The following is a 22065-nucleotide window of genomic DNA, read 5'->3' as shown; positions in this document are numbered from 1 at the left end:
CCAGCGCCCGCCCGCGCTTCCTACGCAGACCCCGGAGACTCCCTCATGACCCAGAGCACCACCATCCGCTGGGAACAGGACCGCAGCGGTGTCGTCACCCTCGTCCTCGACGACCCCGGCCAGTCCGCGAACACCATGAACCAGGCGTTCCGCGACTCCCTCGCCGTGATCACCGACCGCCTGGAGGCCGAGAAGGACTCCATCCGCGGCATCATCCTCACCTCCGCCAAGAAGACCTTCTTCGCCGGCGGCGACCTGCGCGACCTGATCCGGGTCACCCCCGAGACGGCGCAGGAGATGTTCGACGGCTCCATGGCCATCAAGCGGCAGCTGCGCCGCATCGAGACGCTCGGCAAGCCCGTCGTCGCGGCGATCAACGGAGCGGCCCTCGGCGGCGGTTACGAACTCGCCCTGGCCTGCCACCACCGCATCGCGCTCGACACCCCCGGCTCCCGGATCGGCTGCCCCGAGGTCACCCTCGGCCTGCTCCCCGGGGGCGGCGGCATCGTCCGCACCGTGCGCCTGCTCGGCATCGCCGACGCCCTGCTCAAGGTCCTCCTCCAGGGCACCCAGTACAGCCCCCGGCGCGCCCGGGAGAACGGCCTGGTCGACGACGTCGCCGAGACCGAGGACGAACTCCTCGCCAAGGCCCGCGCCTTCATCGACGCCCACCCCGAGTCCGCCCAGCCCTGGGACCGGCCCGGCTACCGCATCCCCGGCGGCACCCCGTCGAACCCGAAGTTCGCCGCCAACCTGCCCGCGTTCCCCGCCACCCTGCGCAAGCAGACCAACGGCGCCCCCTACCCGGCGCCGCGCAACATCCTCGCCGCGGCCGTCGAGGGCGCCCAGGTCGACTTCGAGACCGCCCAGGCCGTCGAGTCCCGTTACTTCGTCGACCTGGCCGTGGGACAGACCGCGAAGAACATGATCCAGGCGTTCTTCTTCGACCTCCAGGCCGTCAACTCCGGCGCCAACCGCCCGAGCGGCATCGAGTCCCGCCCGGTGCGCCGGGTCGCCGTCCTCGGCGCCGGGATGATGGGCGCCGGCATCGCCTACTCCTGCGCCCGCGCCGGCATCGACGTCGTCCTCAAGGACGTCTCCCTGGAGGCGGCCGTCAAGGGCAAGGGCTACTCCGAGAAGCTCTGCGCCAAGGCCGTCGCCAAGGGCCGCACCAGCCAGGAGAAGGCGGACGCCCTGCTCGCCCGCATCACGCCCACCGCCGAGGCGGCCGACCTGGCCGGCTGCGACGCGGTGATCGAGGCGGTCTTCGAGGACACCGCCCTCAAGCACAAGGTGTTCCAGGAGATCCAGGACGTCGTCGCCCCCGACGCCCTGCTGTGCTCCAACACCTCCACCCTGCCCATCACCGCCCTCGCCGAGGGCGTCGAGCGCCAGGACGACTTCATCGGCCTGCACTTCTTCTCGCCGGTCGACAAGATGCCGCTGGTCGAGATCATCAAGGGCGAGCGCACCGGCGACGAGGCGCTGGCCCGCGCCTTCGACCTGGTCCGCCAGATCCGCAAGACGCCGATCGTGGTCAACGACTCCCGCGGCTTCTTCACCTCCCGCGTCATCGGCCGCTTCATCGACGAGGGCGTCGCCATGGTCGGCGAGGGGATCGAACCGGCCTCCGTCGAGCAGGCCGCCGCCCAGGCCGGCTACCCGGCCAAGGTGCTCTCCCTGATGGACGAGCTGACCCTCACCCTGCCGCGCAGGATCCGCCAGGAGACCCGGCGGGCGGTCGAGGAGGCGGGCGGCACCTGGACCCCGCACCCCGCCGAGGCCGTCGTCGACCGGATGGTCGACGAGTTCGGCCGCACCGGGCGCAGTGGGGGCGCCGGGTTCTACGAGTACGGCGAGGACGGCCGGCGCGGTGCGCTGTGGCCGGGCCTGCGCGAGCACTTCACCCGCCCGGGGCACGAGATCCCCTTCCGGGACATGCAGGAACGCATGCTGTTCTCCGAGGCACTGGACACCGTGCGGCTGCTGGAGGAGGGCGTGCTGACCTCCGTCGCCGACGCCAACATCGGTTCGATCCTGGGCATCGGCTTCCCGGGCTGGACCGGCGGCGTGCTCCAGTACATCAACGGCTACGAGGGCGGCCTGCCCGGCTTCGTGGCCCGCGCCCGGGAGCTCGCCGGCCGTTACGGTGAGCGCTTCACCCCGCCGGCGCTGCTGCTGGAGAAGGCCGAGCGCGGCGAGGTGTTCACGGACGCCCGCTGAGCCTGCCGGACCCGGACCGCCCCGGCCCCCGTCCCCGTACCGGCCCGCCCGCCGGTACGGGGACGGGCCGGAACGGACACGGAGCTGCCGGGCGAGCGGGGGTCGCGGTCCCCGCCCGGCCGCGCCGTCAGCCCTCGTCGATCCACTCCCGCAGCTCCTCCCGCAGGGACCGCTGGAAGGAGGTCAGCAGAGCCTGCACGACGAGCGGGTGCATGTGGGCGGACAGGGACCGCACGTCCCGCGCCTCCCGCTCGGCGACCGCGTCCCGCAGCAGCCCCGACAGTGCGCGGGCGGCGGCGCGGGAGTGCTCCACGAGCACGGTGCGGGCCTCCCGCACCGTCTCCTCGGCCAGCGGCACGTCCAGCAGCTCGACCCCCAGCCGCAGCAGGCCGGTGTCCACCCGGAAGGCGTCGCCGTCCGGCTCGGCCACCCCCACCGCCGCCAGCCGCCGCACGTCCTCGTCCGACAGCGCGCGCCCCGCCCGCCGTTCGAGCTCGTCACGGGACACCGCCTCCACCGCGTCCGGTGCCCAGGACGCCACCACGGCCCGCTGCAGCGACAGTTCCCGCGCGCTCAGATCCGCCGGCAGCCGGCTCAGGTACCGCTCGATGGCCGCCAGCGTCATGCCCTGGCGCTGCAGCTCCTCGATGAGCGCCAGCCGCGCCAGGTGTTCGCCGCCGTACCGGCCCACCCGGCGCGGCCCGATCGCGGGCGGCGGCAGCAGGCCCCGGGTGCCGTAGAAACGGACCGTGCGCACGGTGACGCCCGCCCGCGCCGCCAGTTCGTCGACCGTCAGGGCCGGTTCCTCGCTGTCCGGGGCCGGGGCCGCTGCGGCACCCCTGCGGGGCCCCTCGGTGTCGGTCGTCATGGGCAGCAGTATCGCCGTCCCGCGCCCACCGGGGCACCCGGGGCACCCGGGGCACCCGGCCCGAGGGGGGCCCGAGTGCCGGCCGTGGTCACAGTGAGACCGAAGCGTGCTGTGGAAGAGGTGAATATCGCGTTCGGAGTGGTAGGGGCATGGCGGGAGGGGCATACGCTGCCCCATCGGCTCGATGAAAGGTGCCGCCTGTGACGCACGACCAACAGAAGGACAAGGAGACTCCGGCGGGTCCCCTGCTGCCCGGTTCGGAGGCAGGACTGCCCGGCAGGGGGCGACCGCAGACCGACCGGGTCGTGTTCGGGGTCACCGCCGTGCTCACCCTGGCGTTCGTCGTCTGGGGCGCGGTGTGGACCGACTCCCTCCAGGACGTCTCCGGCAGCGCGCTCAGCGGGCTGATGCACAACGGCGGCTGGGCCTTCATGCTGGCCGCCTCCGGCTTCGTCGTGTTCGCCCTGTGGCTCGCGGCGAGCCGGTACGGCAGGATCCGCCTCGGTGCGGAGGGCGAGGAACCCGAGTTCCGCACCGTCTCCTGGGTCGCCATGATGTTCAGCGCCGGCATGGGCATCGGCCTGATGTTCTACGGCGTCAGCGAGCCGCTGGCGCACTACGTGGACCCCCCGCCGGGCACCGCCCCGGCCGACTCCGGCCAGCGCATGGAAGTCGCCATGGCGACCACCCTGTTCCACTGGACGCTCCACCCCTGGGCGATCTACGCCGTGGTCGGACTCGCCATCGCCTACAGCACCTTCCGCCGGCGCCGCCGGCAGACGATCAGCGCCGTGTTCACACCGCTGATCGGGGAGCGGGCCTCGAACGGCATCGGCGGCCGGGTCATCGACATGCTCGCCATCATCGCCACCATCTTCGGTTCGGCGGCCTCGCTCGGGCTGGGTGCGCTGCAGATCGGGTCCGGTGTGCAGGAGCTGGGCTGGATGGAGAAGGTCAGTACGGGACTGCTGGTCAGCATCATCGCCGTGCTGACCGCCGCGTTCGTCGCCTCCGCGGTCTCCGGCGTCGAGAAGGGCATCCAGTGGTTGTCCAACACCAACATGGTGCTCGCCCTGGTGCTCGCCCTGTTCGTGTTCGCCGCCGGGCCCACGATCATCGTCCTGGACCTGATCCCCACCTCCGTCTTCTCCTACCTGGGCGAGCTGCCGCAGCTGGCCGGCCGCACCGAGGCCGCCGGCGGTGACGGCGTCGCGGACTGGCTGGGCAGCTGGACCGTCTTCTACTGGGCGTGGTGGATCTCCTGGACGCCGTTCGTCGGCATGTTCATCGCCCGCATCAGCCGGGGCCGCACGATCCGTCAGTTCGTCGGCGGCGTCATCCTGGTGCCCAGCACCGTGAGCCTGGTGTGGTTCGCGGTCTTCGGCGGCTCGGCGATGAGGCTGCAGGAGCAGGGCCGGCTCGGCGACGAATCGACCCCCGAGGGCCAGCTGTTCGCGGTGCTCAACGAGTTCCCGATCGCCACCGCCGCCAGCCTGCTGGTGATGATCCTCGTCGGCATCTTCTTCGTGTCGGGCGCCGACGCCGCCTCGGTGGTCATGGGCACCCTCTCGCAGCAGGGCTCCCTCGAACCGAGCCGCATGGTCGTGGTGTTCTGGGGTGTGGTCACCGGCGCGGTCGCCGCGATCATGCTGCTCGTGGGCAGCGGTCAGGGCGACGCGCTGACCGGTCTGCAGAACCTCACCATCCTCGCGGCGGCGCCGTTCGTCGTCGTCATGGTCTTCATGTGCGTGGCGCTCATGCGCGACCTGCGCCGCGACCCGCTCATCGTGCGCGGTGAGATGGGCTCCGAGGCGGTCGACCTGGCCGTCATCGAGGGGCACCGGAAGTACGACGGTGAGTTCGAACTGCGCATCGGTCCCGGCCGCGGCACCGATGTGGAGGGCGACCCCATCGGCAAGCACTGACCGAACAGGCGAAAGGCCCCGGGGGGCGGCGCACCGCGCCGCCCCCCGGGGCCTTTCCGCCGCGACCGCCCGGCGGACGCGTCAGCGCTCGCCCCGCTTAGGGTCGACGAGACCCGCGCGGCGCAGGGCGTCGGCCATCGCGCTGTTGGCGGGCGGCGCCGCCTGACGGCCGCCGCCCCCGCCACCGCCGCCACGGCGGCCCTGGCGCTGCTGCGGCGGACGGCCGCCGCGCTGCCGGCGCTCACCACCGCCCTGCTGCCCCTGCTGTCCCTGGGGAGCCGCCTCGTCGTCGAGGCGCAGCGTGAGCGAGATCCGCTTGCGCGGGATGTCCACGTCGAGGACCTTCACCTTGACGATGTCGCCCGGCTTGACCACGTCGCGCGGGTCCTTGACGAACGTCTTCGACATCGCGGAGACGTGCACCAGGCCGTCCTGGTGGACCCCGACGTCCACGAAGGCACCGAAGGCGGCCACGTTGGTCACCACGCCCTCCAGGACCATCCCGGAGGACAGGTCGGAGATCTTCTCCACGCCCTCCTTGAACGCCGCCGTCCGGAACGCCGGACGCGGGTCGCGCCCCGGCTTCTCCAGCTCCTTCAGGATGTCGCCGACGGTCGGCAGACCGAACGTCTCGTCCACGAAGTCCTCGGCGCGCAGCGAGCGCAGCACCCCCGTGTTGCCGACGAGCGAGGACACCTCCTGGCCGGTCGCCCGCACCATGCGCCGCACCACCGGGTAGGCCTCCGGGTGCACGCTGGAGGCGTCCAGCGGGTCCTCGCCGCCACGGATGCGCAGGAAGCCCGCGCACTGCTCGTACGCCTTCGGGCCCAGCCGCGGTACCTTCTTCAGCTCGGCGCGCGAACGGAAGGGACCGTTGCCGTCCCGGTGGGCGACGATGTTCTCGGCGAGCCCGGACGTGATGCCCGAGACCCGGGCGAGCAGGGGAGCCGAGGCGGTGTTGACGTCCACGCCCACGCCGTTGACGCAGTCCTCCACCACCGCGTCCAGCGAACGCGACAGCTTCACCTCGGACAGGTCGTGCTGGTACTGGCCGACCCCGATCGACTTCGGGTCGATCTTCACCAGCTCGGCCAGCGGGTCCTGCAGCCGCCGCGCGATCGACACCGCGCCGCGCAGGGACACGTCCATGTCCGGCAGTTCCTGCGACGCGAAGGCGGAGGCGGAGTACACCGAGGCGCCGGCCTCCGACACCATCACCTTGGTCAGCTTCAACTCGGGGTGCTTGGCGATGAGTTCACCGGCCAGCTTGTCGGTCTCCCGGGAGGCGGTGCCGTTGCCGATCGCGATCAGCTCGACCGCGTGTTCCTTCGCCAGCCGCGCCAGCCTGGCGATCGCCTCGTCCCACCGGTTCGCCGGGACGTGCGGGTGGATCACGTCCGTCGCGACGACCTTGCCGGTCGCGTCGACCACGGCGACCTTCACGCCCGTGCGGAAACCCGGGTCCAGGCCGAGCGTCGCCCGCGTGCCCGCCGGGGCGGCCAGCAGCAGGTCGCGCAGGTTGGCCGCGAAGACCCGCACCGCCTCGTCCTCGGCGGCCGTGCGCAGCCGGAGCCGGATGTCGATGCCGAGGTGCACCAGGATGCGGGTGCGCCAGGCCCAGCGGACCGTGTCCAGCAGCCACTTGTCGCCCGGGCGCCCCCGGTCGGCGATGCCGAACCGGTGCGCCACGACGCCCTCGTACGAGGACGGGCCGTCCGTGGGCTCCTCCGGCTCCAGGACGAGGTCGAGGACCTCCTCCTTCTCGCCGCGCAGCATCGCCAGGACCCGGTGCGAGGGCAGGTCGGTGAACGGCTCGGCGAAGTCGAAGTAGTCGGCGAACTTGGCGCCCGCCTCCTCCTTGCCCTCCCGCACTTTGGCGGACAGCCGTCCGCGCACCCACATGCGTTCGCGCAGCTCGCCGATCAGGTCGGCGTCCTCGGAGAACTTCTCGGTGAGGATCGCCCGCGCGCCGTCCAGCGCGGCCTGCGGATCGGCGACGCCCTTGTCCGCGTCCACGAACGCGGCGGCCGCGGCCAGCGGATCGACGCCCGGGTCGCGGAGCAGCCCCTCCGCCAGCGGCTCCAGCCCGGCCTCCCGGGCGATCTGCGCCTTGGTGCGCCGCTTGGGCTTGTACGGCAGATAGACGTCCTCCAGGCGCGCCTTCGTCTCGGCGCCCCGGATGCGGGCCTCCAGCTCCTCGGTGAGCTTGCCCTGCTCGCGCACCGACTCCAGGATCGCGGTGCGCCGCTCCTCCAGCTCCCTCAGATAGCGCAGCCGCTCCTCGACGGCGCGCAGCTGCGCGTCGTCGAGCATCTCGGTCGCTTCCTTGCGGTAGCGGGCGATGAAGGGCACCGTCGAACCGCCGTCGAGCAGCTCCACAGCGGCCCTGACCTGCCGTTCCCGTACGCCGAGCTCCTCGGCGATCCTGCCTTCGATGGACCCTGTGGGGGGTGTCGTCACGATCCCGTACCGCCTTATCCGTTCCGGCTTGCGCGGCAATTCTGACAGGCCGCACGGACAGGGGCGGGAGCAGGGAGCCCCGAGTCCCCGGGCGGCGCGGAGCGGCGGCGCCGCCCCGCGTCCGGGGCCCCGGGGTCAGGCGCGCCGCGTGCTGCTCGACGCACCGCCGAACAGGCGGGCGACGGCGCGGAACGGCAGGGTCACGACGGTGGCGATCGCACCGCCGATCTGGCGCAGGACATCTGCGATGGCTCGGAACACTGGTTTCCCCTTTCGTGCTCCCGACGGGCGCGCCGGGAGACCTGCGGGTACCCTCAGCCCTTGCCGACCATGCCCGCCGGGAACGCACCGGCCGCCAGCGCCCGGCCGGCCAGGTCCGAGGCCAGTTCGGTGAGGCGCGCGACGCCGGCCGCCCCCAGGTGCTCGTACGGCGCCCGGTCCAGCCGGTCCGTCTCGGCCTCCAGCTCCCGGCGCAGCGCCACCCCGGCGTCCGTCAGATTCCCCTCGCCGTCCAGCAGTCCGCGTGCCCGGAGCCGCTCCGCGGCCGCGTCCCAGTCCGCGCGCTGCCAGCCGCGGGTGCCGAGAGCCCACTGCGGGGCCATGCCCTTGCCCGTCGCCGTGTGGCTGACCAGTGCCTCCAACGGGTCCAGCTCCGCGGCGAGCAGGGCGGCGAGGTGACCGTCACCGCGGTGCTCGCGCAGCAGGGTCGCCGCGTGCCAGAGCGCCAGGTGCGGCTCCTCGGGCACCGGCAGCTGGGCGTGCGCCGCGTACAGCGGCCGCGCGACGGGCGTGCACGCCTCCGCGGCACGCAGCGCCAGCTCCGCCGCCTCGGCCACCTCCTTCGCGGCCACCGCCTCCTCGCCCAGCAGCCGCCGCAGCGTCGCGTCGACCGCGCGCGTGCGCGCCGCGAGGACGACGGCCGGCGCGGCGGTCTCCCAGACGGCGGGCACGTGCCGGGCGACCAGAGTTGGCCGGAAGGTGAAGAAGGTGGCCGTCACCACCGGCGCGGACACCGGCCCCATGGCCGCGGCGCGCACCGCGAAGTAGGCGGCCCGGGAGTCCTCGACCCCCACGGCGGCCAGCTCCCGCTCCAGGTCGGGGGAGAAGTAGTGCGTCGAGTGCAGGACGTTGAGCAGGTTGTGGCAGCGCCGTCCGGCGCGCTCGGGCAGGGGTGAAGTCGTCATGCCCGAACGTTACCGACTGGTCGGTACGCCCGTCCCGCGCGGTGCCGGGGATGGCAGGAAAGGTGGGGTGCTCGTCCTTGCGGCCATCGCGGGACCCCGCGAAGAATCGACGGCATGCGAACCGTCCTGCGGCCCGGCCCGTGGCTAGGCGTCGGCCGTGGTCCAGGTGAACCGGGCGGGGCGGCGCTCCAGGAACGCGGTGACGCCCTCCGCGGTGTCGCCGCCGGCGAGGGCCTGCGCCTCCCAGTGGGCGTCCCGGTCGGTGCGGCCGTCCGCGAACTCCTTCGCCGCGGCCTGCGTCAGCTGCGAACGGGAGGCCAGAATTCCGGCGAACTCCGCTACCCGTCGGTCCAGTTCGTCCGGCGGCGTCACCTCGTCGGCCAGCCCGGTGCGCAGCGCCCGTCCGGCGTCGATCAACTCGCCGGAGAACAGCAGGTACTTGGCGGTGGCCGGACCCACCAGCGACACCAGGCGCCGGGTCGAGGACGCCGGGTAGACGATGCCCAGCTTCGCCGGCGTCACCCCGAACGCGGCCCCCTCCTCGGCGAACCGCAGGTCACAGGCGGCCGCCAGCTGGCAGCCGCCGCCCACACAGTGGCCCCGCACCGCGGCCAGCGTCGGCTTGGGGAAGGCGGCGAGGGCCTCCTCGGCCTCCACGGCGAGCCGCTGCGCCTCCCGGGGCGAGCCCTGGAGCGAGGAGATGTCCGCCCCGGCGCAGAACGTGCCGCCCGCCCCGGTGAGCACCAGGACCCGCACCGCGGGGTCGTCGGCCAGCGAGCGCAGCAGCGGCGGCAGGGCGGCCCACATGTCCGCCGTCATGGCGTTGCGCTTGGCCGGGTTGCTGATGACGACCGTGGCGACCGCGTCGGTGACGCCGTGCAGTAGCTGCTGCTCCATGCGCCGGATGCTAACCGCCCCGGTCCGCCCTCTCGGACGGCACCCCTGGTGAGCGGGGCGGCCCGGCCGGGCACCGGAGTGTTACGACCCCGGGACGAAGGGGGACCAGGAGGGAGAAGGGGGGCCCGAGGAGGCGAACATGGTCAAGTCCACCACACCGCACGACGAGGCCGCCAAGCTCAGCCGGGGTTTCGGCTGGCTCGCGGTGCTCGGCGTCGTCCTGGTCGTCGCGGGCCTGGTCGGCCTCGTGTACACCGGGCTCGCCACACTCACGTCGATGCTGCTGTTCGGCTGGCTGCTGCTCGTCGGCGGCGTGGTCGGCCTGCTGCACGCGGTGCAGGCCCGGGACACCAACTTCTTCTGGCTCGGTGTGGTCGTCGCCGCGCTGAACATCGCCGCCGGCGTGGTGATCATCCGGACGCCCGAGGCCGCGGCCGAGGCGCTGACCATGTTCGCCGCGCTGCTGTTCCTGACCGGCGGGGTCTTCCGCCTGGTCGGCAGTCTCGTGGTGCGCGGCCCGCAGTTCGGCTGGACCCTGGTCCAGGGCGCCTTCGGCCTGCTGCTGGGCATCCTCGTCCTGGCCTCCTGGCCGAGCAGCAGCCAGTACGTCATCGGGACGTTCTTCTCCCTGGCCCTGCTCTTCGACGGGCTGGGCCTGATCGCCACCGGGTACGGCGGCCGCCGCATCGTGGGCATGGTCTCCGGGCGCCTGGCCGGGGCGGAGGGCGCTGACACCGCGCCCGGGGGGCCCGCCGGGTCCGCGGGTTCCGCCGGGTCCGCCGGTCCGGGTCGTCCGGACGGCCCACGCGGCCCGGGCGGTCCCGCGGACGGTCCCGGTGGCTCCGACGGCTCCCGTGACCCCGGCGGTTCCGCGGCCGAGGGGCGCCCGTCCGCGCCGGAGGCGCCTCCCGCCAAACCCGTACAACCCGAATAGTTCCCCAAGACGGCGCAAGGCGGGCAGACGCGGTCACTTTTCCGAGCGACTCGAACAGATCCGGTCGCGCCTGCTCGATATGCGCTGACTTGTGTTCAGGACTTCGGTGCGGAGTGCCGCGTTACCAACACTCGACGTGTGGTGACAATCGAGCGCGAGGGTGGCGACCGGTCGATGGACGATCAAGGGCGCGGGTCCGGCCCACGCCCGCAGGGCGCGGAAGGTCCCGCCGACACCGGGACCGTCGAGCCGCTGCCGTACGAGGGCGTGTGGCGGTTCACCGCCCCCGCCGTCGACGCCTCGGTGCCGCAGGCGCGCCGCGCCGTGCGGGACCTGCTGCTGCGCCAGGGGGTCCCGGTTCCCGACGACCTGGCGCACGGCCTGCTGCTCATCGTCTCGGAGCTGGTCACCAACGCGGTGCGGCACGCGGCCCTGCTGTCCCCGACGCTCGCCGTCGAGGTCGCCGTCGGCGCCGAGTGGGTGCGGGTGGCCGTCGAGGACAACCACCCCTACCGTCCGACCGCCCTGGAGACCGACCACGCCCGCACCGGCGGCCGGGGTCTGCTGCTGGTCCGGGAGATCACCCGCGAGGCGGGCGGCGTGTGCGACGTCGAGCACACGGCGAGCGGCGGCAAGGTGATCTGGGCCGCCCTGCCCCTCAAGCCCGCGACCCCGGCCCCGGCCCCGCACATCTGACGCGCAGGACGACCCCGCACGTCAGGGCAGGCGCGGCCGACCGACCGGCCGGCCGGACCGGACCCACGGGGGTCCGGCCGCCGCCCCGGGCCGGCGCTCGACACCGCCCCGGGCCGGGGCGCCGGTCACCAGCCCGCCGAGGATCCCGTCAGCTCGCGCACCGCCGGGCGCGCCGCGTCCAGCACCGTCATGAACCACGCCGAGAACGTGTCCCGCCCGTGCCGCTCGGCCAGCTCGGCCGGGGTGACGAACGCCGTCGACGCCACCTCCTCCGCGTCGGGGCGCAGCGCCGACTGCACCATGCCGACGAAGAGGTGGTTGTACTCCTGCTCCACCAGACCCGACGCCGGGTCGGGGTGGTTGTAGCGGACCGTGCCCGCCTCCGCGAGCAGCGTGGGGGAGATGCCCAGCTCCTCGTACGTGCGCCGGGCCGCCGCGGCGAACGGCGCCTCGCCCGGGTAGGGGTGGCCGCAGCAGCTGTTGGACCACACGCCGGGGGAGTGGTACTTGCCCAGCGCCCGCTGCTGCAGCAGCAGCCGGCCGCGCTCGTCGAACAGGAACACCGAGAACGCCCGGTGCAGCCGGCCCGGTGGCTGATGGGCGGAGAGCTTCTCCGCGGTGCCGATCGTCTCGCCGTTCTCGTCGACCAGCTCCAGCAGAATCGCCTCTGAGGTGCCGTCCGACGGGTCGTGCGTCGCGGTGGCAGGTGTGATCGGCATACCCATCCTTCACTCGGTCTTCGCGCCCCAAGTCTGCCGTACCGGTCCGGCGCTCCGGCACCCGACGCACGCGCCCCGCATGTCCCGGCCGGTGCACGGTCGGGCCGGAAGGGGCCCCGGTGGCGATCGTGCCCACGGCCACGGGCGCGGAACCGCGCCCGCAGGGTGGTGCGGAAGGCACTGCCCGCGCCGGGCGGCGCCCCACGCGCCCCTGTCGCCTCAGGAGCGGAGCCGCGCCCGGGGCGGCGACGCGCGCCTCAGTGACACAGCCGCGCCTCGTGCTCCGCGTGACCGCGCGGTTCCAGCTGGAAGGTGCAGTGCTCCACGTCGAAGTGGTCGCCGAGGCAGCCCTGCAGCTCGTGCAGCATCTTCTCGTGCCCGAGGGCGTTGAGGACCTCGGGGCTGACGACCACGTGCGCCGAGAGGACCGGCATCCCGGAGGTGATGGTCCAGGCGTGCAGGTCGTGGACGTCCTCGACGCCGTCCGTCGCGAGGATGTGCGCCCGCACCTCGGCCATGTCCACCCCCTTGGGCGCGGCCTCCAGCAGCACGTCCAGCGTCTCCCGCAGCAGCTTCAGCGTGCGCGGCACGATCATCAGGGCGATCACCAGGGAGGCGATGGGGTCGGCGGCCGTCCATCCGGTGGTGAGGATCACCAGGGCCGAAAGGATCACCGCGACCGAGCCCAGGGCGTCCGCCGCCACCTCCAGGAAGGCGCCGCGCACGTTCAGGCTCTCCTTCTGCCCGCGCATCAGCAGCATCAGCGACACGAGGTTGGCGACCAGGCCCACCGCACCGAACACCAGGGCCAGGCCGCCCTTGGTGTCGGCCGGGGTGACGAACCGCTCGACCGCCTCGTAGAGCACGTAGCCGCCGACGACGAGCAGCAGCAGGCAGTTGGCCAGCGCGGCGAGTATCTCCGCGCGGGCGAGCCCGAAGGTGCGGCGCTCGCTGGGCGGACGGCCCGCGAAGTGGATCGCGAGCAGGGCCATGCCCAGGCCCACCGCGTCCGTCGCCATGTGCGCCGCGTCCGCGACCAGGGCGAGCGAGTCGGCCATCAGGCCGCCGACGATCTGGACCACCATGACCCCGAGCGTGATCCCCAGCGCCGCCCGCAGTCTGCCGCGGTACGCCGCACTCGCCGTGCCGCCGCCCGGCGCGCCGTGCCCGTGAGCGTGCCCAGCCCCCATGAACATCCGTCCTTCCGTGACCCGTCCGGACCACAGTCAACTACGGGGAGGGGGTATCTGCAACGCGGCACTGAACACCGTTGTCATGTGCCGTGACCTGCGGAAATGTCGACCAGGTCACAGATGGTGCCGGGGGCGGCCCGCGCCCGGGCCGGCGGTCCCGGAACGCAGCGGCGGACACCCGGACGGCGCGGCTCCGCACAGCCGGCGGCCCCGCCGCCCCGCCGCGTGGCCCGCCGCGACCCGCGCGGAGGCGGCCCCCTCGTCGGACGGGCGCCGGGGCCGGCGGCCGGAGGGGCGTCGAGCCGCGGAGGGACGCCTACCCGCCGGCTGCCGGCCGGGGCGGAGCCGGCCCCCGGGTGCCGGAGCGCCCCGCGCGCCGCGCGTCAGTCGCCGTGGTGCAGCTGCCAGCCGCGCCAGGCCGACTCGACCATCTCCCGCACCCCGCGCCGGGCCGTCCAGCCCAGCCGCTCGGCGGCCAGCGCCGCCGACGCCACCGCGCGCGGGGCGTCCCCGGGCCGCCGCGCCTCCACCACGGGGTCGCGCGGATCCCCGGTCACCTCGGCGATGACCCCGATCAGCTCGCGCACCGAGACGCCCTCGCCCCGCCCCACGTTCACCGTCAGATCGCCCCGCGCGCCGCCCCCGGCCTGCCACCGGGCCGCCGCCAGGTGCGCCTCGGCCAGGTCGGCCACGTGAATGTAGTCACGCACGCACGTGCCGTCCGGCGTCGGATAGTCGTCGCCGAAGACACGGGGGGCCTCGCCCCGGGTGAGCCGGTCGAAGACCATCGGCACGATGTTGAACACCCCCGTGTCGGCCAGCTCCGGAGCCGCCGCGCCCGCCACGTTGAAGTAGCGCAGGCACACCGTGGAGATCCCGTGCGCCCGGCCCGCCGCCCGCACCAGCCACTCCCCGGCCAGTTTGGTCTCGCCGTACGGGTTCACCGGGGCGCAGGGCGCGTCCTCCGTGATGAGGTCCACACCGGGGTCGCCGTACACCGCCGCCGACGAGGAGAACACGAAGCGGCCGACGCCCGCGTCCGCGACCGCGTCGAGCAGCGTGACGAGACCGCCCACGTTCTCCCGGTAGTACCGGGTGGGCTGCGCCACCGACTCGGCGACCTGCTTGCGCGCGGCCAGGTGCACCACCCCGGTCACCGCGTGCTCCGCCAGCACCGTCCTGAGCAGGGCCCCGTCCAGACAGGAGCCCTCGACCAGCGGGATCCGGGCGGGCAGGCGGGCCGCCACCCCGGTCGACAGGTCGTCCAGCGCGACGACGTCCTCCCCGGCGTCGGCCATGGCCCGCGCCACGTGTGCCCCGATGTAGCCGGCTCCGCCAGTGATCAGCCATGTCATGGTCGACCACCCTATGCCGACCCTCCCGGCCGGCCCGAGGCGGCGGGTGTCCCCTATCCGCCTCAATGCCCTTTCTGCGGGCGCGGTTTGTGGGCCGGGCCCCGCATCCCCGATGATGATCGCGGCAGGGATGCCGCCCGAACCACGAAGAACCGGCCGCCGAACGACCGGTGAACGCGGGCTTCCAGGCATCGGATAACCTCTGCCGACATGCCGCCCGAAGGCCCCCGGCACGGGCGTGAACCATGCACGCGACCGGCGTGGACGCGTCGGCCCCTCAGGGAGTGAGTTCGGTTGTCGACCGCCATCCTCACCGGTCAGCCGGTCCCCGGTTCGCCACTCGAGGGCGAGCTGCGCTCTCTCGGGTTCGACGTGCACACCGCCTCCGGCCCCGGCGAGGCGGAGGCGCTGCTGGCCGCCGTGCCCGCCGACCGGCGGGTCGCCGTGGTCGACGCCCGGTTCGTGGGACACGAGCACGCCCTGCGCCTCGGCCTGACCGATCCCCGCTTCCCGCTCGCCGCGATCCCCGGAGCCGTCACCGCCCAGCCCGCCGGCCGCCAGGCCCTCACCCGCGCCCTGGCCCGGGAGAGCTCCGGCGCCGACGCCCCGGCCGTGACCGACGCCGGCACCGACGGCGCCGCCCCGGCCCCCGGGCGCACCGCCCTCGCCGCCGGACTCCCCGACCGTCTCGCCGACCGTCTCGCCGCCGAGGGCGCCGAGCCCCACCGGCCCGAGCTCGGCCGTCTCGTCGCGACCGTCCCCGACGACCCGCAGGCCCGCAACGAGGCCAGGCAGGCGGTGGCCGCCGTCGACGACGAGGCGATCCGCCTGAAGTCCGCCGTCAAGGCGCGCGACGGCTTCTTCACCACCTTCTGCATCAGCCCGTACTCCCGCTACCTCGCCCGCTGGTGCGCCCGGCGCGGACTCACGCCCAACCAGGTCACCACCGCCTCGCTGCTCACCGCGCTCATAGCGGCCGGCTGCGCCGCCACCGGAACCCGCGCCGGCTTCGTCGCCGCCGGCGTCCTGCTCCTCGCCTCCTTCGTGCTGGACTGCACCGACGGCCAGCTCGCCCGCTACTCCCTGCAGTACTCCACCCTCGGCGCCTGGCTCGACGCCACCTTCGACCGCGCCAAGGAGTACGCCTACTACGCCGGACTCGCCCTGGGGGCCGCCCGCGGCGGCGACGACGTCTGGGCGCTCGCCCTCGGCGCGATGGTCCTCCAGACCTGCCGGCACGTCGTGGACTTCTCCTTCAACGAGGCCAACCACGACGCCACCGCCAACACCAGTCCCACGGCCGCCCTCTCCGACCGGCTCGACGGCGTCGGCTGGACGGTGTGGGCGCGCCGGATGATCGTGCTCCCGATCGGTGAGCGCTGGGCGATGATCGCCGTCCTCACCGCCGTCACCACCCCCCGCATCACCTTCTACGCCCTGCTCGCCGGCTGCTCCTTCGCCGCCCTCTACACCACGGCCGGCCGCGTCCTGCGTTCCCTCACGCGCAGGGCGAGCCGGACCGACCGTGCCGCCCGGGCGCTCGCCGACCTCGCCGACTCCGGCCCCCTCGCCGAGGCCCTCGCCGGCAGGCTCCGCAAGCTGCCCGCCCGGGGCCCCCTGGGCTCGCGCGCCCTCGTGGCCCTGCCCGGCGCCGCTCTGGTGGTGGCCGCCGCCGCGCTGACCCCGTACGGGGGCGTGCTGCCCGTCGCCCTGGCCGGCCTGTACGTCCTCACCTCGGCCGCGGCGGTCGCCCTGCCCCTCAAGGGCGCCCTCGACTGGCTGGTCCCGCCCCTGTTCCGGGCCGCCGAGTACGGCACCGTCCTGGCCCTGGCGGCCCGCGCGGAGGTGAACGGAGCCCTTCCCGCGGCCTACGGCCTGGTGGCCGCCGTCGCCTACCATCACTACGACACGGTCTACCGCATCCGCGGCAACGCGGGCGCGCCCCCGCGCTGGCTGGTGCGGGCGATCGGGGGGCACGAGGGCCGCGTTCTGGCGGTCGCCGTCCTCGCGGCGCTGCTCACCGCCTCACAGTTCACGGTCGCGCTCACGGTGCTCGCCGTGGCCGTGGCCCTGCTGGTGCTCGCCGAGAGCATCCGCTTCTGGGTGACCGCCCACCGGGGCGGAGCACCCGCCGTTCACGATGAAGGAGAACCCGCATGATCGGCCTCGTGCTGGCTGCCGGCGCCGGACGGCGTCTGCGCCCCTACACCGACAGCCTTCCCAAGGCACTGGTGCCGGTGGGGCCCGCGGGCATAGAGGGCGAACCCACGGTGCTCGACCTCACCCTCGCCAACTTCGCGGAGGTCGGCCTCACCGAGGTCGCGGTCATCGTCGGCTACCGCAAGGAAGCCGTCTACGAGCGCCGTGCGGCCCTGGAGGAGAAGTACGGCCTCAAGATCACCCTCATCGACAACGACAAGGCCGAGGAGTGGAACAACGCCTACTCCCTGTGGTGCGGCCGGGACGCCCTCAAGGACGGCGTGATCCTCGCCAACGGCGACACCGTGCACCCGGTCTCGGTCGAGAAGACGCTGCTCGCCGCCCGGGGCGGGGACAAGCGGATCATCCTCGCGCTCGACGACGTCAAGCCGCTGGCCGACGAGGAGATGAAGGTCGTCGCCGACCCCGCCAAGGGCGTGACGAAGATCACCAAGCTGATGGACCCCGCCGAGGCCACCGGCGAGTACATCGGCGTCACCCTCATCGAGGGCGACGCCGCCCCGGACCTCGTGGACGCCCTGAAGACGGTCTGGGAGACCGACCCCCAGCAGTTCTACGAGCACGGCTACCAGGAGCTCGTCAACCGGGGCTTCCGGATCGACGTCGCGCCCATCGGCGACGTCAAGTGGGTCGAGATCGACAACCACGACGACCTGGCCCGCGGACGGGAGATCGCGTGCCTGTACTGACCCGGCTCATCCCGTCCCCGCTGGTCGTCGACATCCGCCCCGGCGCCCTCGACGACCTCGGCTGCGTCCTCGCCGACGAGCGCATCGCGCAGTCCGGCCGCCTCGCCGTCGCCGTCAGCGGCGGCTCCGGCGCCCGGCTGCGCGAGCGGATCTCCGCCTCGCTGCCCGGCGCCTCCTGGTACGAGGTCGGCGGCGGCACCCTCGACGACGCGGTCCGGCTGGCGGGAGCCATGAAGGCCGGCCACTACGACGCCGTCGTGGGCCTCGGCGGCGGCAAGATCATCGACTGCGCCAAGTTCGCGGCCGCGCGCGTGGGCCTGCCGCTGGTCGCCGTGCCGACGAACCTCGCGCACGATGGCCTGTGCTCGCCGGTCGCCACCCTCGACAACGACGCGGGCCGCGGCTCCTACGGCGTGCCCAACCCGATCGCCGTCGTCATCGACCTCGACGTCATCCGGCAGGCCCCGGTGCGCTTCGTGCGCGCGGGGATCGGCGACGCCGTGTCCAACGTCTCCGCCGTCGCGGACTGGGAACTGGCCTGCCGCGTCAAGGGCGAGCGGATCGACGGCCTCGCCGCGGCCATGGCCCGCCAGGCCGGCGAGTCCGTGCTGCGCCACCCCGGGGGCATCGCGGACAACGACTTCCTCCAGGTGCTCGCCGAGGCGCTGGTCCTCAGCGGCATCGCCATGTCGGTGTCGGGCGACTCGCGGCCGTCCTCCGGGGCGTGCCACGAGATCAACCACGCCTTCGACCTGCTCTTCCCCAAGCGCGCGGCCGCCCACGGCGAGCAGTGCGGCCTGGGCGCCGCCTTCGCGATGTACCTGCGCGGCGCGCACGAGGACTCGGTGTACATGGCCGGGGTGCTGCGCCGACACGGGCTGCCGGTGCTGCCGGAGGATATCGGCTTCACGGCGGAGGAGTTCGTCCGGGCCGTCGCCTTCGCCCCGGAGACCCGGCCCGGCCGCTACACGATCCTCGAGCATCTCGACCTGAAGACCGAACAGATCAAGGACGTCTACACCGACTATGTCAAGGCCATCGGTAGCTGAACTCCGTCCGGTCGTGCACCCCCCGGGGGTCAAGGACCGGCGCAGCGGTGAGCACTGGATGGGGCGCCTCTATATGCGCGAGGTGTCCCTGCGGGTGGACCGCTACCTGGTGAACACCAGGGTCACGCCCAACCAGCTCACGTATCTGATGACCGTCTTCGGTGTCCTCGCGGCCCCGGCCCTGCTGGTGCCGGGGATCGCGGGGGCCGTCCTCGGCGTGCTCATGGTCCAGCTGTACCTGCTGCTGGACTGCGTCGACGGAGAGGTCGCCCGCTGGAAGAAGCAGTACTCCCTCGCCGGGGTCTACCTGGACCGGGTCGGCGCCTACCTGTGCGACGCGGCCGTCCTGGTCGGGCTGGGCCTGCGGGCCGCCGACCTGTGGGGTCCCGGGCGCATCGACTGGCTGTGGGCCTTCCTCGGCACACTGGCCGCCCTCGGCGCGATCCTGATCAAGGCCGAGACCGACCTGGTCGGCGTCGCCCGCCACCAGGCCGGGCTGCCGCCCGTCAAGGAGTCCGCGGCCGAGCCCCGCTCCTCCGGCATGGCGCTGGCCCGCCGGGCCGCCGCCGCCCTGAAGTTCCACCGGCTGATCCTCGGCATCGAGGCGTCCCTGCTGATCCTGGTCCTGGCGATCGCCGACGCGGTCCACGGCGACCTGTTCTTCACCCGGCTCGGCACAGCCGTCCTCGCGGGCATCGCCCTGCTGCAGACCCTGCTGCACCTGGTGTCCGTCCTGGCCTCCAGCAGGCTGCGGTGAGCGCCTTGAAGGTCGGGGCCGTCGTCATCACGATGGGCAACCGCCCCGACGAGCTGCGCGCCCTGCTCGACTCGGTCGCCCGCCAGCAGGGCGACCCGGTCCAGGTCGTCGTGGTCGGCAACGGCTCGCCCGTCCCCGACGTGGCGGAGTTCTCCGACACCGTCCGCACCGTGGAACTGCCGGAGAACCTCGGCATCCCCGGCGGCCGCAACGTCGGCATCGAGGCGTTCGGGCCGGGCGGCCGGGACGTCGACGTCCTGCTCTTCCTCGACGACGACGGCCTGCTGGCCCGCGAGGACACCGCCGAGCTGTGCCGTGAGGCGTTCGCCGCCGACCCCGCGCTCGGCATCATCAGCTTCCGCATCGCCGACCCCGACACCGGCGTCACCCAGCGCCGCCACGTGCCCCGGCTGCGGGCGTCCGACCCGATGCGCTCCTCCCGCGTGACCACCTTCCTCGGCGGCGCCAACGCCGTGCGCACCCAGGTCTTCGCCGAGGTCGGGGGCCTGCCGGACGAGTTCTTCTACGCCCACGAGGAGACCGACCTGGCGTGGCGGGCCCTCGACGCCGGCTGGATGATCGACTACCGGTCGGACATGGTCCTCCACCACCCGACCACCGCGCCCTCGCGGCACGCGGTCTACCACCGCATGGTGGCCCGCAACCGGGTCTGGCTGGCCCGCCGTAACCTGCCGGCGCTCCTGGTCCCGGTGTACCTGGGCGTCTGGGTGCTGCTCACCCTCGCCCGCCGCCCCTCGCGCGCGGCCCTGAAGGCCTGGTTCGGCGGATTCCGGGAGGGCTGGTCCACCCCCTGCGGACCCCGCCGGCCCATGCGGTGGCGTACGGTCTGGCGGCTGACCCGGCTGGGCCGGCCCCCGGTGATCTGACAAGCTCGTGTGCGGGAACAACGGAGCCGCCCCCGGCTCCCCGGCGCATGCCAGGCCCCCCGGGCCGCGCATCTCGAGGACGAAAGCTAGCCACTGGTGAGTGAGACAACGCACGACGGCACGGTCGCGGTCGACGCGTCCGTGCCGTCCGACGAGGGCCTCACGGCGGCGGAGCTGGCCGCCAAGTACGGGCTCTCGGTCAGCGGCGCCCGGCCGTCGCTGCCCGAGTACGTCCGGCAGCTGTGGGGGCGGCGGCACTTCATCCTGGCGTTCTCGCAGGCGAAGGTGACGGCGCAGTACAGCCAGGCCAAGCTGGGCCAGTTGTGGCAGGTGGTGACGCCGCTGCTGAACGCGGCCGTGTACTTCTTCATCTTCGGCCTGCTGCTGGGCGCCCGGCGGGGCATCCCGAGCGATGTGTACGTGCCGTTCCTGGTGACGGGCGTGTTCGTGTTCACGTTCACCCAGAGCTCGGTGCTGGCCGGGGTCCGGGCGATCTCCGGGAACCTGGGGCTGGTGCGGGCGCTGCACTTCCCGCGGGCCTCGCTGCCGGTGTCGTTCGCGCTCCAGCAGCTCCAGCAGCTGCTGTTCTCCATGATCGTGCTGGTCGTGGTGGTGATGGCGTTCGGCTCCCTGCCGTCCTGGTCCTGGCTGCTGGTGGCGCCGGTGCTGCTGCTGCAGTTCGTCTTCAACACCGGCCTGGCGCTGATCTTCGCCCGGCTGGGCAGCCGCACCCCCGACCTCGCCCAGCTGATGCCGTTCGTGCTGCGCACCTGGATGTACGCCTCGGGCGTGATGTTCAGCATCCCGGCCATGCTCGCCGACAAGAACGTGCCCGCCTGGCTGGCGGACGTGCTCCAGTGGAACCCGGCCGCGGTGTACATGGACCTGGTCCGCTTCGCCCTGATCGACGACTACGGTTCCTCCTACCTGCCCTCGCACGTGTGGGCCTTCGGGCTCGGCTGGGCCCTGCTGGCCGGCGGGGTCGGCTTCGTCTACTTCTGGAAGGCCGAGGAGAGGTACGGCCGTGGCTGACGACCCGACGCCGGCCCGCGTCCCCACCGTCATCGCCGACGGACTGCACATCGTCTACCGCGTCAACGCCGCCCGGGCCGGCCGGGGCAGTGCCACGGCCGCGCTGAGCCGGATCCTGCGGCGGGGCAAGGACGACTCGGCCCGCGGGGTGCGCAAGGTGCACGCGGTGCGGGGGGTCTCCTTCGTCGCCTACCGGGGCGAGGCCATCGGCCTGATCGGATCGAACGGCTCCGGCAAGTCGACCCTGCTGCGGGCCATCGCCGGGCTGCTCCCCGCCGAGGAGGGCAGGGTCTACACCGACGGCCAGCCCTCCCTGCTCGGCGTGAACGCGGCCCTGATGAACGACCTCACCGGCGAGCGGAACGTCATCCTGGGCGGGCTCGCGATGGGCATGTCGCGCGAACAGATCAAGGAGCGGTACCAGGAGATCGTCGACTTCTCCGGCATCAACGAGAAGGGCGACTTCATCACCCTGCCGATGCGCACCTACTCCTCCGGCATGGCGGCCCGCCTGCGGTTCTCCATCGCCGCCGCCAAGGACCACGACGTCCTCATGATCGACGAGGCGCTGGCCACCGGTGACCGCAAGTTCCAGAAGCGGTCGGAGGCCCGCATCCGGGAGCTGCGCGAACAGGCCGGCACGGTGTTCCTGGTCAGCCACAACAACAAGTCCATCCGGGACACCTGCGACCGCGTGCTGTGGTTGGAGCGCGGCGAACTGCGCATGGACGGCCCGACCGACGAGGTGCTCAAGGAGTACGAGAAGTTCACGGCGAAGTGACCCGGGCCGTCCGGTGCCCGGCGCAACGCTCGCGGGCCGGTTCGGCGTCTGCAAAGGAAGCGTCAACTTCCGCCGCACACAGGAATCTTGACGCCCAACGGTGTGCTGTGGTGGAGACCGGGACACCCCGGCGGTCCGTACCGCGTTGTACAACGTAAGCTGTAGCGGTCCCCAAAGGCGGCAATCAGGGCCATAA

18 protein-coding genes and 1 pseudogene are annotated in these 22065 nt (G+C 73.3%); 11 read left to right on the top strand and 8 right to left on the bottom strand.

Going from position 1 to position 22065, the window contains the following annotated elements; genetic code table 11:
* Positions 1–45 precede the first annotated feature (45 nt).
* Complete coding sequence (locus tag ACSU53_RS03535; RefSeq protein ID WP_437024689.1) at positions 46–2223, top strand: 3-hydroxyacyl-CoA dehydrogenase NAD-binding domain-containing protein; 2178 nt, start codon at positions 46–48, stop codon at positions 2221–2223.
* A gap of 127 nt (positions 2224–2350) precedes the next feature.
* On the opposite strand, the gene ACSU53_RS03530 is transcribed toward ACSU53_RS03535, so the two are convergent.
* Positions 2351–3091, bottom strand: coding sequence for a MerR family transcriptional regulator (locus ACSU53_RS03530; RefSeq protein WP_437024688.1), 741 nt, complete (start codon positions 3089–3091; stop codon positions 2351–2353).
* 200 nt (positions 3092–3291) lie between these two features.
* On the opposite strand from ACSU53_RS03530, the gene ACSU53_RS03525 reads away from it, so the two are divergent.
* Positions 3292–5016: a BCCT family transporter gene (locus ACSU53_RS03525; RefSeq protein WP_437024687.1), complete on the top strand. Its 1725-nt coding sequence runs from the start codon at positions 3292–3294 to the stop codon at positions 5014–5016.
* A gap of 81 nt (positions 5017–5097) precedes the next feature.
* Here ACSU53_RS03525 and ACSU53_RS03520 read toward each other — a convergent pair whose 3' ends face one another.
* From ACSU53_RS03520 to ACSU53_RS03505, 4 genes are all read right to left on the bottom strand, one after another.
* Positions 5098–7476, bottom strand: a complete 2379-nt coding sequence (locus tag ACSU53_RS03520; protein ID WP_437024686.1) for a Tex family protein — start codon at positions 7474–7476, stop codon at positions 5098–5100.
* Positions 7477–7611: 135 nt separating this feature from the next.
* On the bottom strand, positions 7612–7737 hold the full coding sequence (locus ACSU53_RS03515; RefSeq protein ID WP_362095796.1) for an LPFR motif small protein: 126 nt from the start codon (positions 7735–7737) through the stop codon (positions 7612–7614).
* Positions 7738–7790: 53 nt separating this feature from the next.
* Positions 7791–8660 (bottom strand): SCO6745 family protein, encoded by an 870-nt coding sequence (locus tag ACSU53_RS03510; RefSeq protein WP_437024685.1) that lies wholly within the window; start codon positions 8658–8660, stop codon positions 7791–7793.
* 144 nt (positions 8661–8804) lie between these two features.
* Positions 8805–9557 (bottom strand): enoyl-CoA hydratase/isomerase family protein, encoded by a 753-nt coding sequence (locus tag ACSU53_RS03505; RefSeq protein WP_437024684.1) that lies wholly within the window; start codon positions 9555–9557, stop codon positions 8805–8807.
* A 139-nt stretch (positions 9558–9696) separates the two neighbouring features.
* On the opposite strand from ACSU53_RS03505, the pseudogene ACSU53_RS03500 reads away from it, so the two are divergent.
* Positions 9697–10266, top strand: a pseudogene (locus tag ACSU53_RS03500) (HdeD family acid-resistance protein); the annotation flags it as partial.
* 399 nt (positions 10267–10665) lie between these two features.
* Positions 10666–11187 (top strand): ATP-binding protein, encoded by a 522-nt coding sequence (locus ACSU53_RS03495; protein WP_437033008.1) that lies wholly within the window; start codon positions 10666–10668, stop codon positions 11185–11187.
* 125 nt (positions 11188–11312) lie between these two features.
* Here ACSU53_RS03495 and idi read toward each other — a convergent pair whose 3' ends face one another.
* The 3 genes from idi to galE form a co-directional block, all read right to left on the bottom strand.
* Positions 11313–11906, bottom strand: a complete 594-nt coding sequence (idi, locus tag ACSU53_RS03490; protein WP_437024683.1) for an isopentenyl-diphosphate Delta-isomerase — start codon at positions 11904–11906, stop codon at positions 11313–11315.
* 257 nt (positions 11907–12163) lie between these two features.
* Positions 12164–13096 carry a cation diffusion facilitator family transporter gene (locus ACSU53_RS03485; protein WP_437024682.1) on the bottom strand — a complete coding sequence of 311 codons (933 nt, stop codon included), beginning with the start codon at positions 13094–13096 and terminating at the stop codon, positions 12164–12166.
* A 386-nt stretch (positions 13097–13482) separates the two neighbouring features.
* The gene (galE, locus tag ACSU53_RS03480; protein ID WP_437024681.1) at positions 13483–14454 is read right to left on the bottom strand and encodes a UDP-glucose 4-epimerase GalE; all 972 of its coding nucleotides are present in this window, start codon (positions 14452–14454) and stop codon (positions 13483–13485) included.
* A gap of 294 nt (positions 14455–14748) precedes the next feature.
* On the opposite strand from galE, the gene ACSU53_RS03475 reads away from it, so the two are divergent.
* From ACSU53_RS03475 to ACSU53_RS03445, 7 genes are all read left to right on the top strand, one after another.
* Positions 14749–16614, top strand: coding sequence for a DUF5941 domain-containing protein (locus ACSU53_RS03475; protein WP_437024680.1), 1866 nt, complete (start codon positions 14749–14751; stop codon positions 16612–16614).
* Positions 16611–17363 (top strand): sugar phosphate nucleotidyltransferase, encoded by a 753-nt coding sequence (locus ACSU53_RS03470; RefSeq protein WP_437024679.1) that lies wholly within the window; start codon positions 16611–16613, stop codon positions 17361–17363. The genes ACSU53_RS03475 and ACSU53_RS03470 overlap by 4 nt, the downstream gene beginning before the upstream one ends.
* Positions 17351–18412, top strand: coding sequence for an iron-containing alcohol dehydrogenase family protein (locus ACSU53_RS03465; RefSeq protein WP_437024678.1), 1062 nt, complete (start codon positions 17351–17353; stop codon positions 18410–18412). Before ACSU53_RS03470 ends, ACSU53_RS03465 begins: the two co-directional genes overlap by 13 nt.
* Complete coding sequence (locus tag ACSU53_RS03460) at positions 18390–19169, top strand: CDP-alcohol phosphatidyltransferase family protein (protein ID WP_437024677.1); 780 nt, start codon at positions 18390–18392, stop codon at positions 19167–19169. Before ACSU53_RS03465 ends, ACSU53_RS03460 begins: the two co-directional genes overlap by 23 nt.
* Before the next feature lie 5 nt (positions 19170–19174).
* Positions 19175–20056 (top strand): glycosyltransferase family 2 protein, encoded by an 882-nt coding sequence (locus ACSU53_RS03455; protein ID WP_437033006.1) that lies wholly within the window; start codon positions 19175–19177, stop codon positions 20054–20056.
* 96 nt (positions 20057–20152) lie between these two features.
* A complete protein-coding gene (locus tag ACSU53_RS03450) occupies positions 20153–21088 on the top strand; it encodes an ABC transporter permease (protein WP_437024676.1) in 936 nt (311 codons plus the stop codon).
* Positions 21081–21869 carry an ABC transporter ATP-binding protein gene (locus ACSU53_RS03445; RefSeq protein ID WP_437024675.1) on the top strand — a complete coding sequence of 263 codons (789 nt, stop codon included), beginning with the start codon at positions 21081–21083 and terminating at the stop codon, positions 21867–21869. The genes ACSU53_RS03450 and ACSU53_RS03445 overlap by 8 nt, the downstream gene beginning before the upstream one ends.
* The last annotated feature ends 196 nt before the right edge of the window (positions 21870–22065 follow it).

Source organism: Streptomyces sp. enrichment culture (assembly GCF_964273255.1).
Classification (GTDB): domain Bacteria; phylum Actinomycetota; class Actinomycetes; order Streptomycetales; family Streptomycetaceae; genus Streptomyces.
This window is presented reverse-complemented; position numbering and strand designations above follow the sequence as displayed.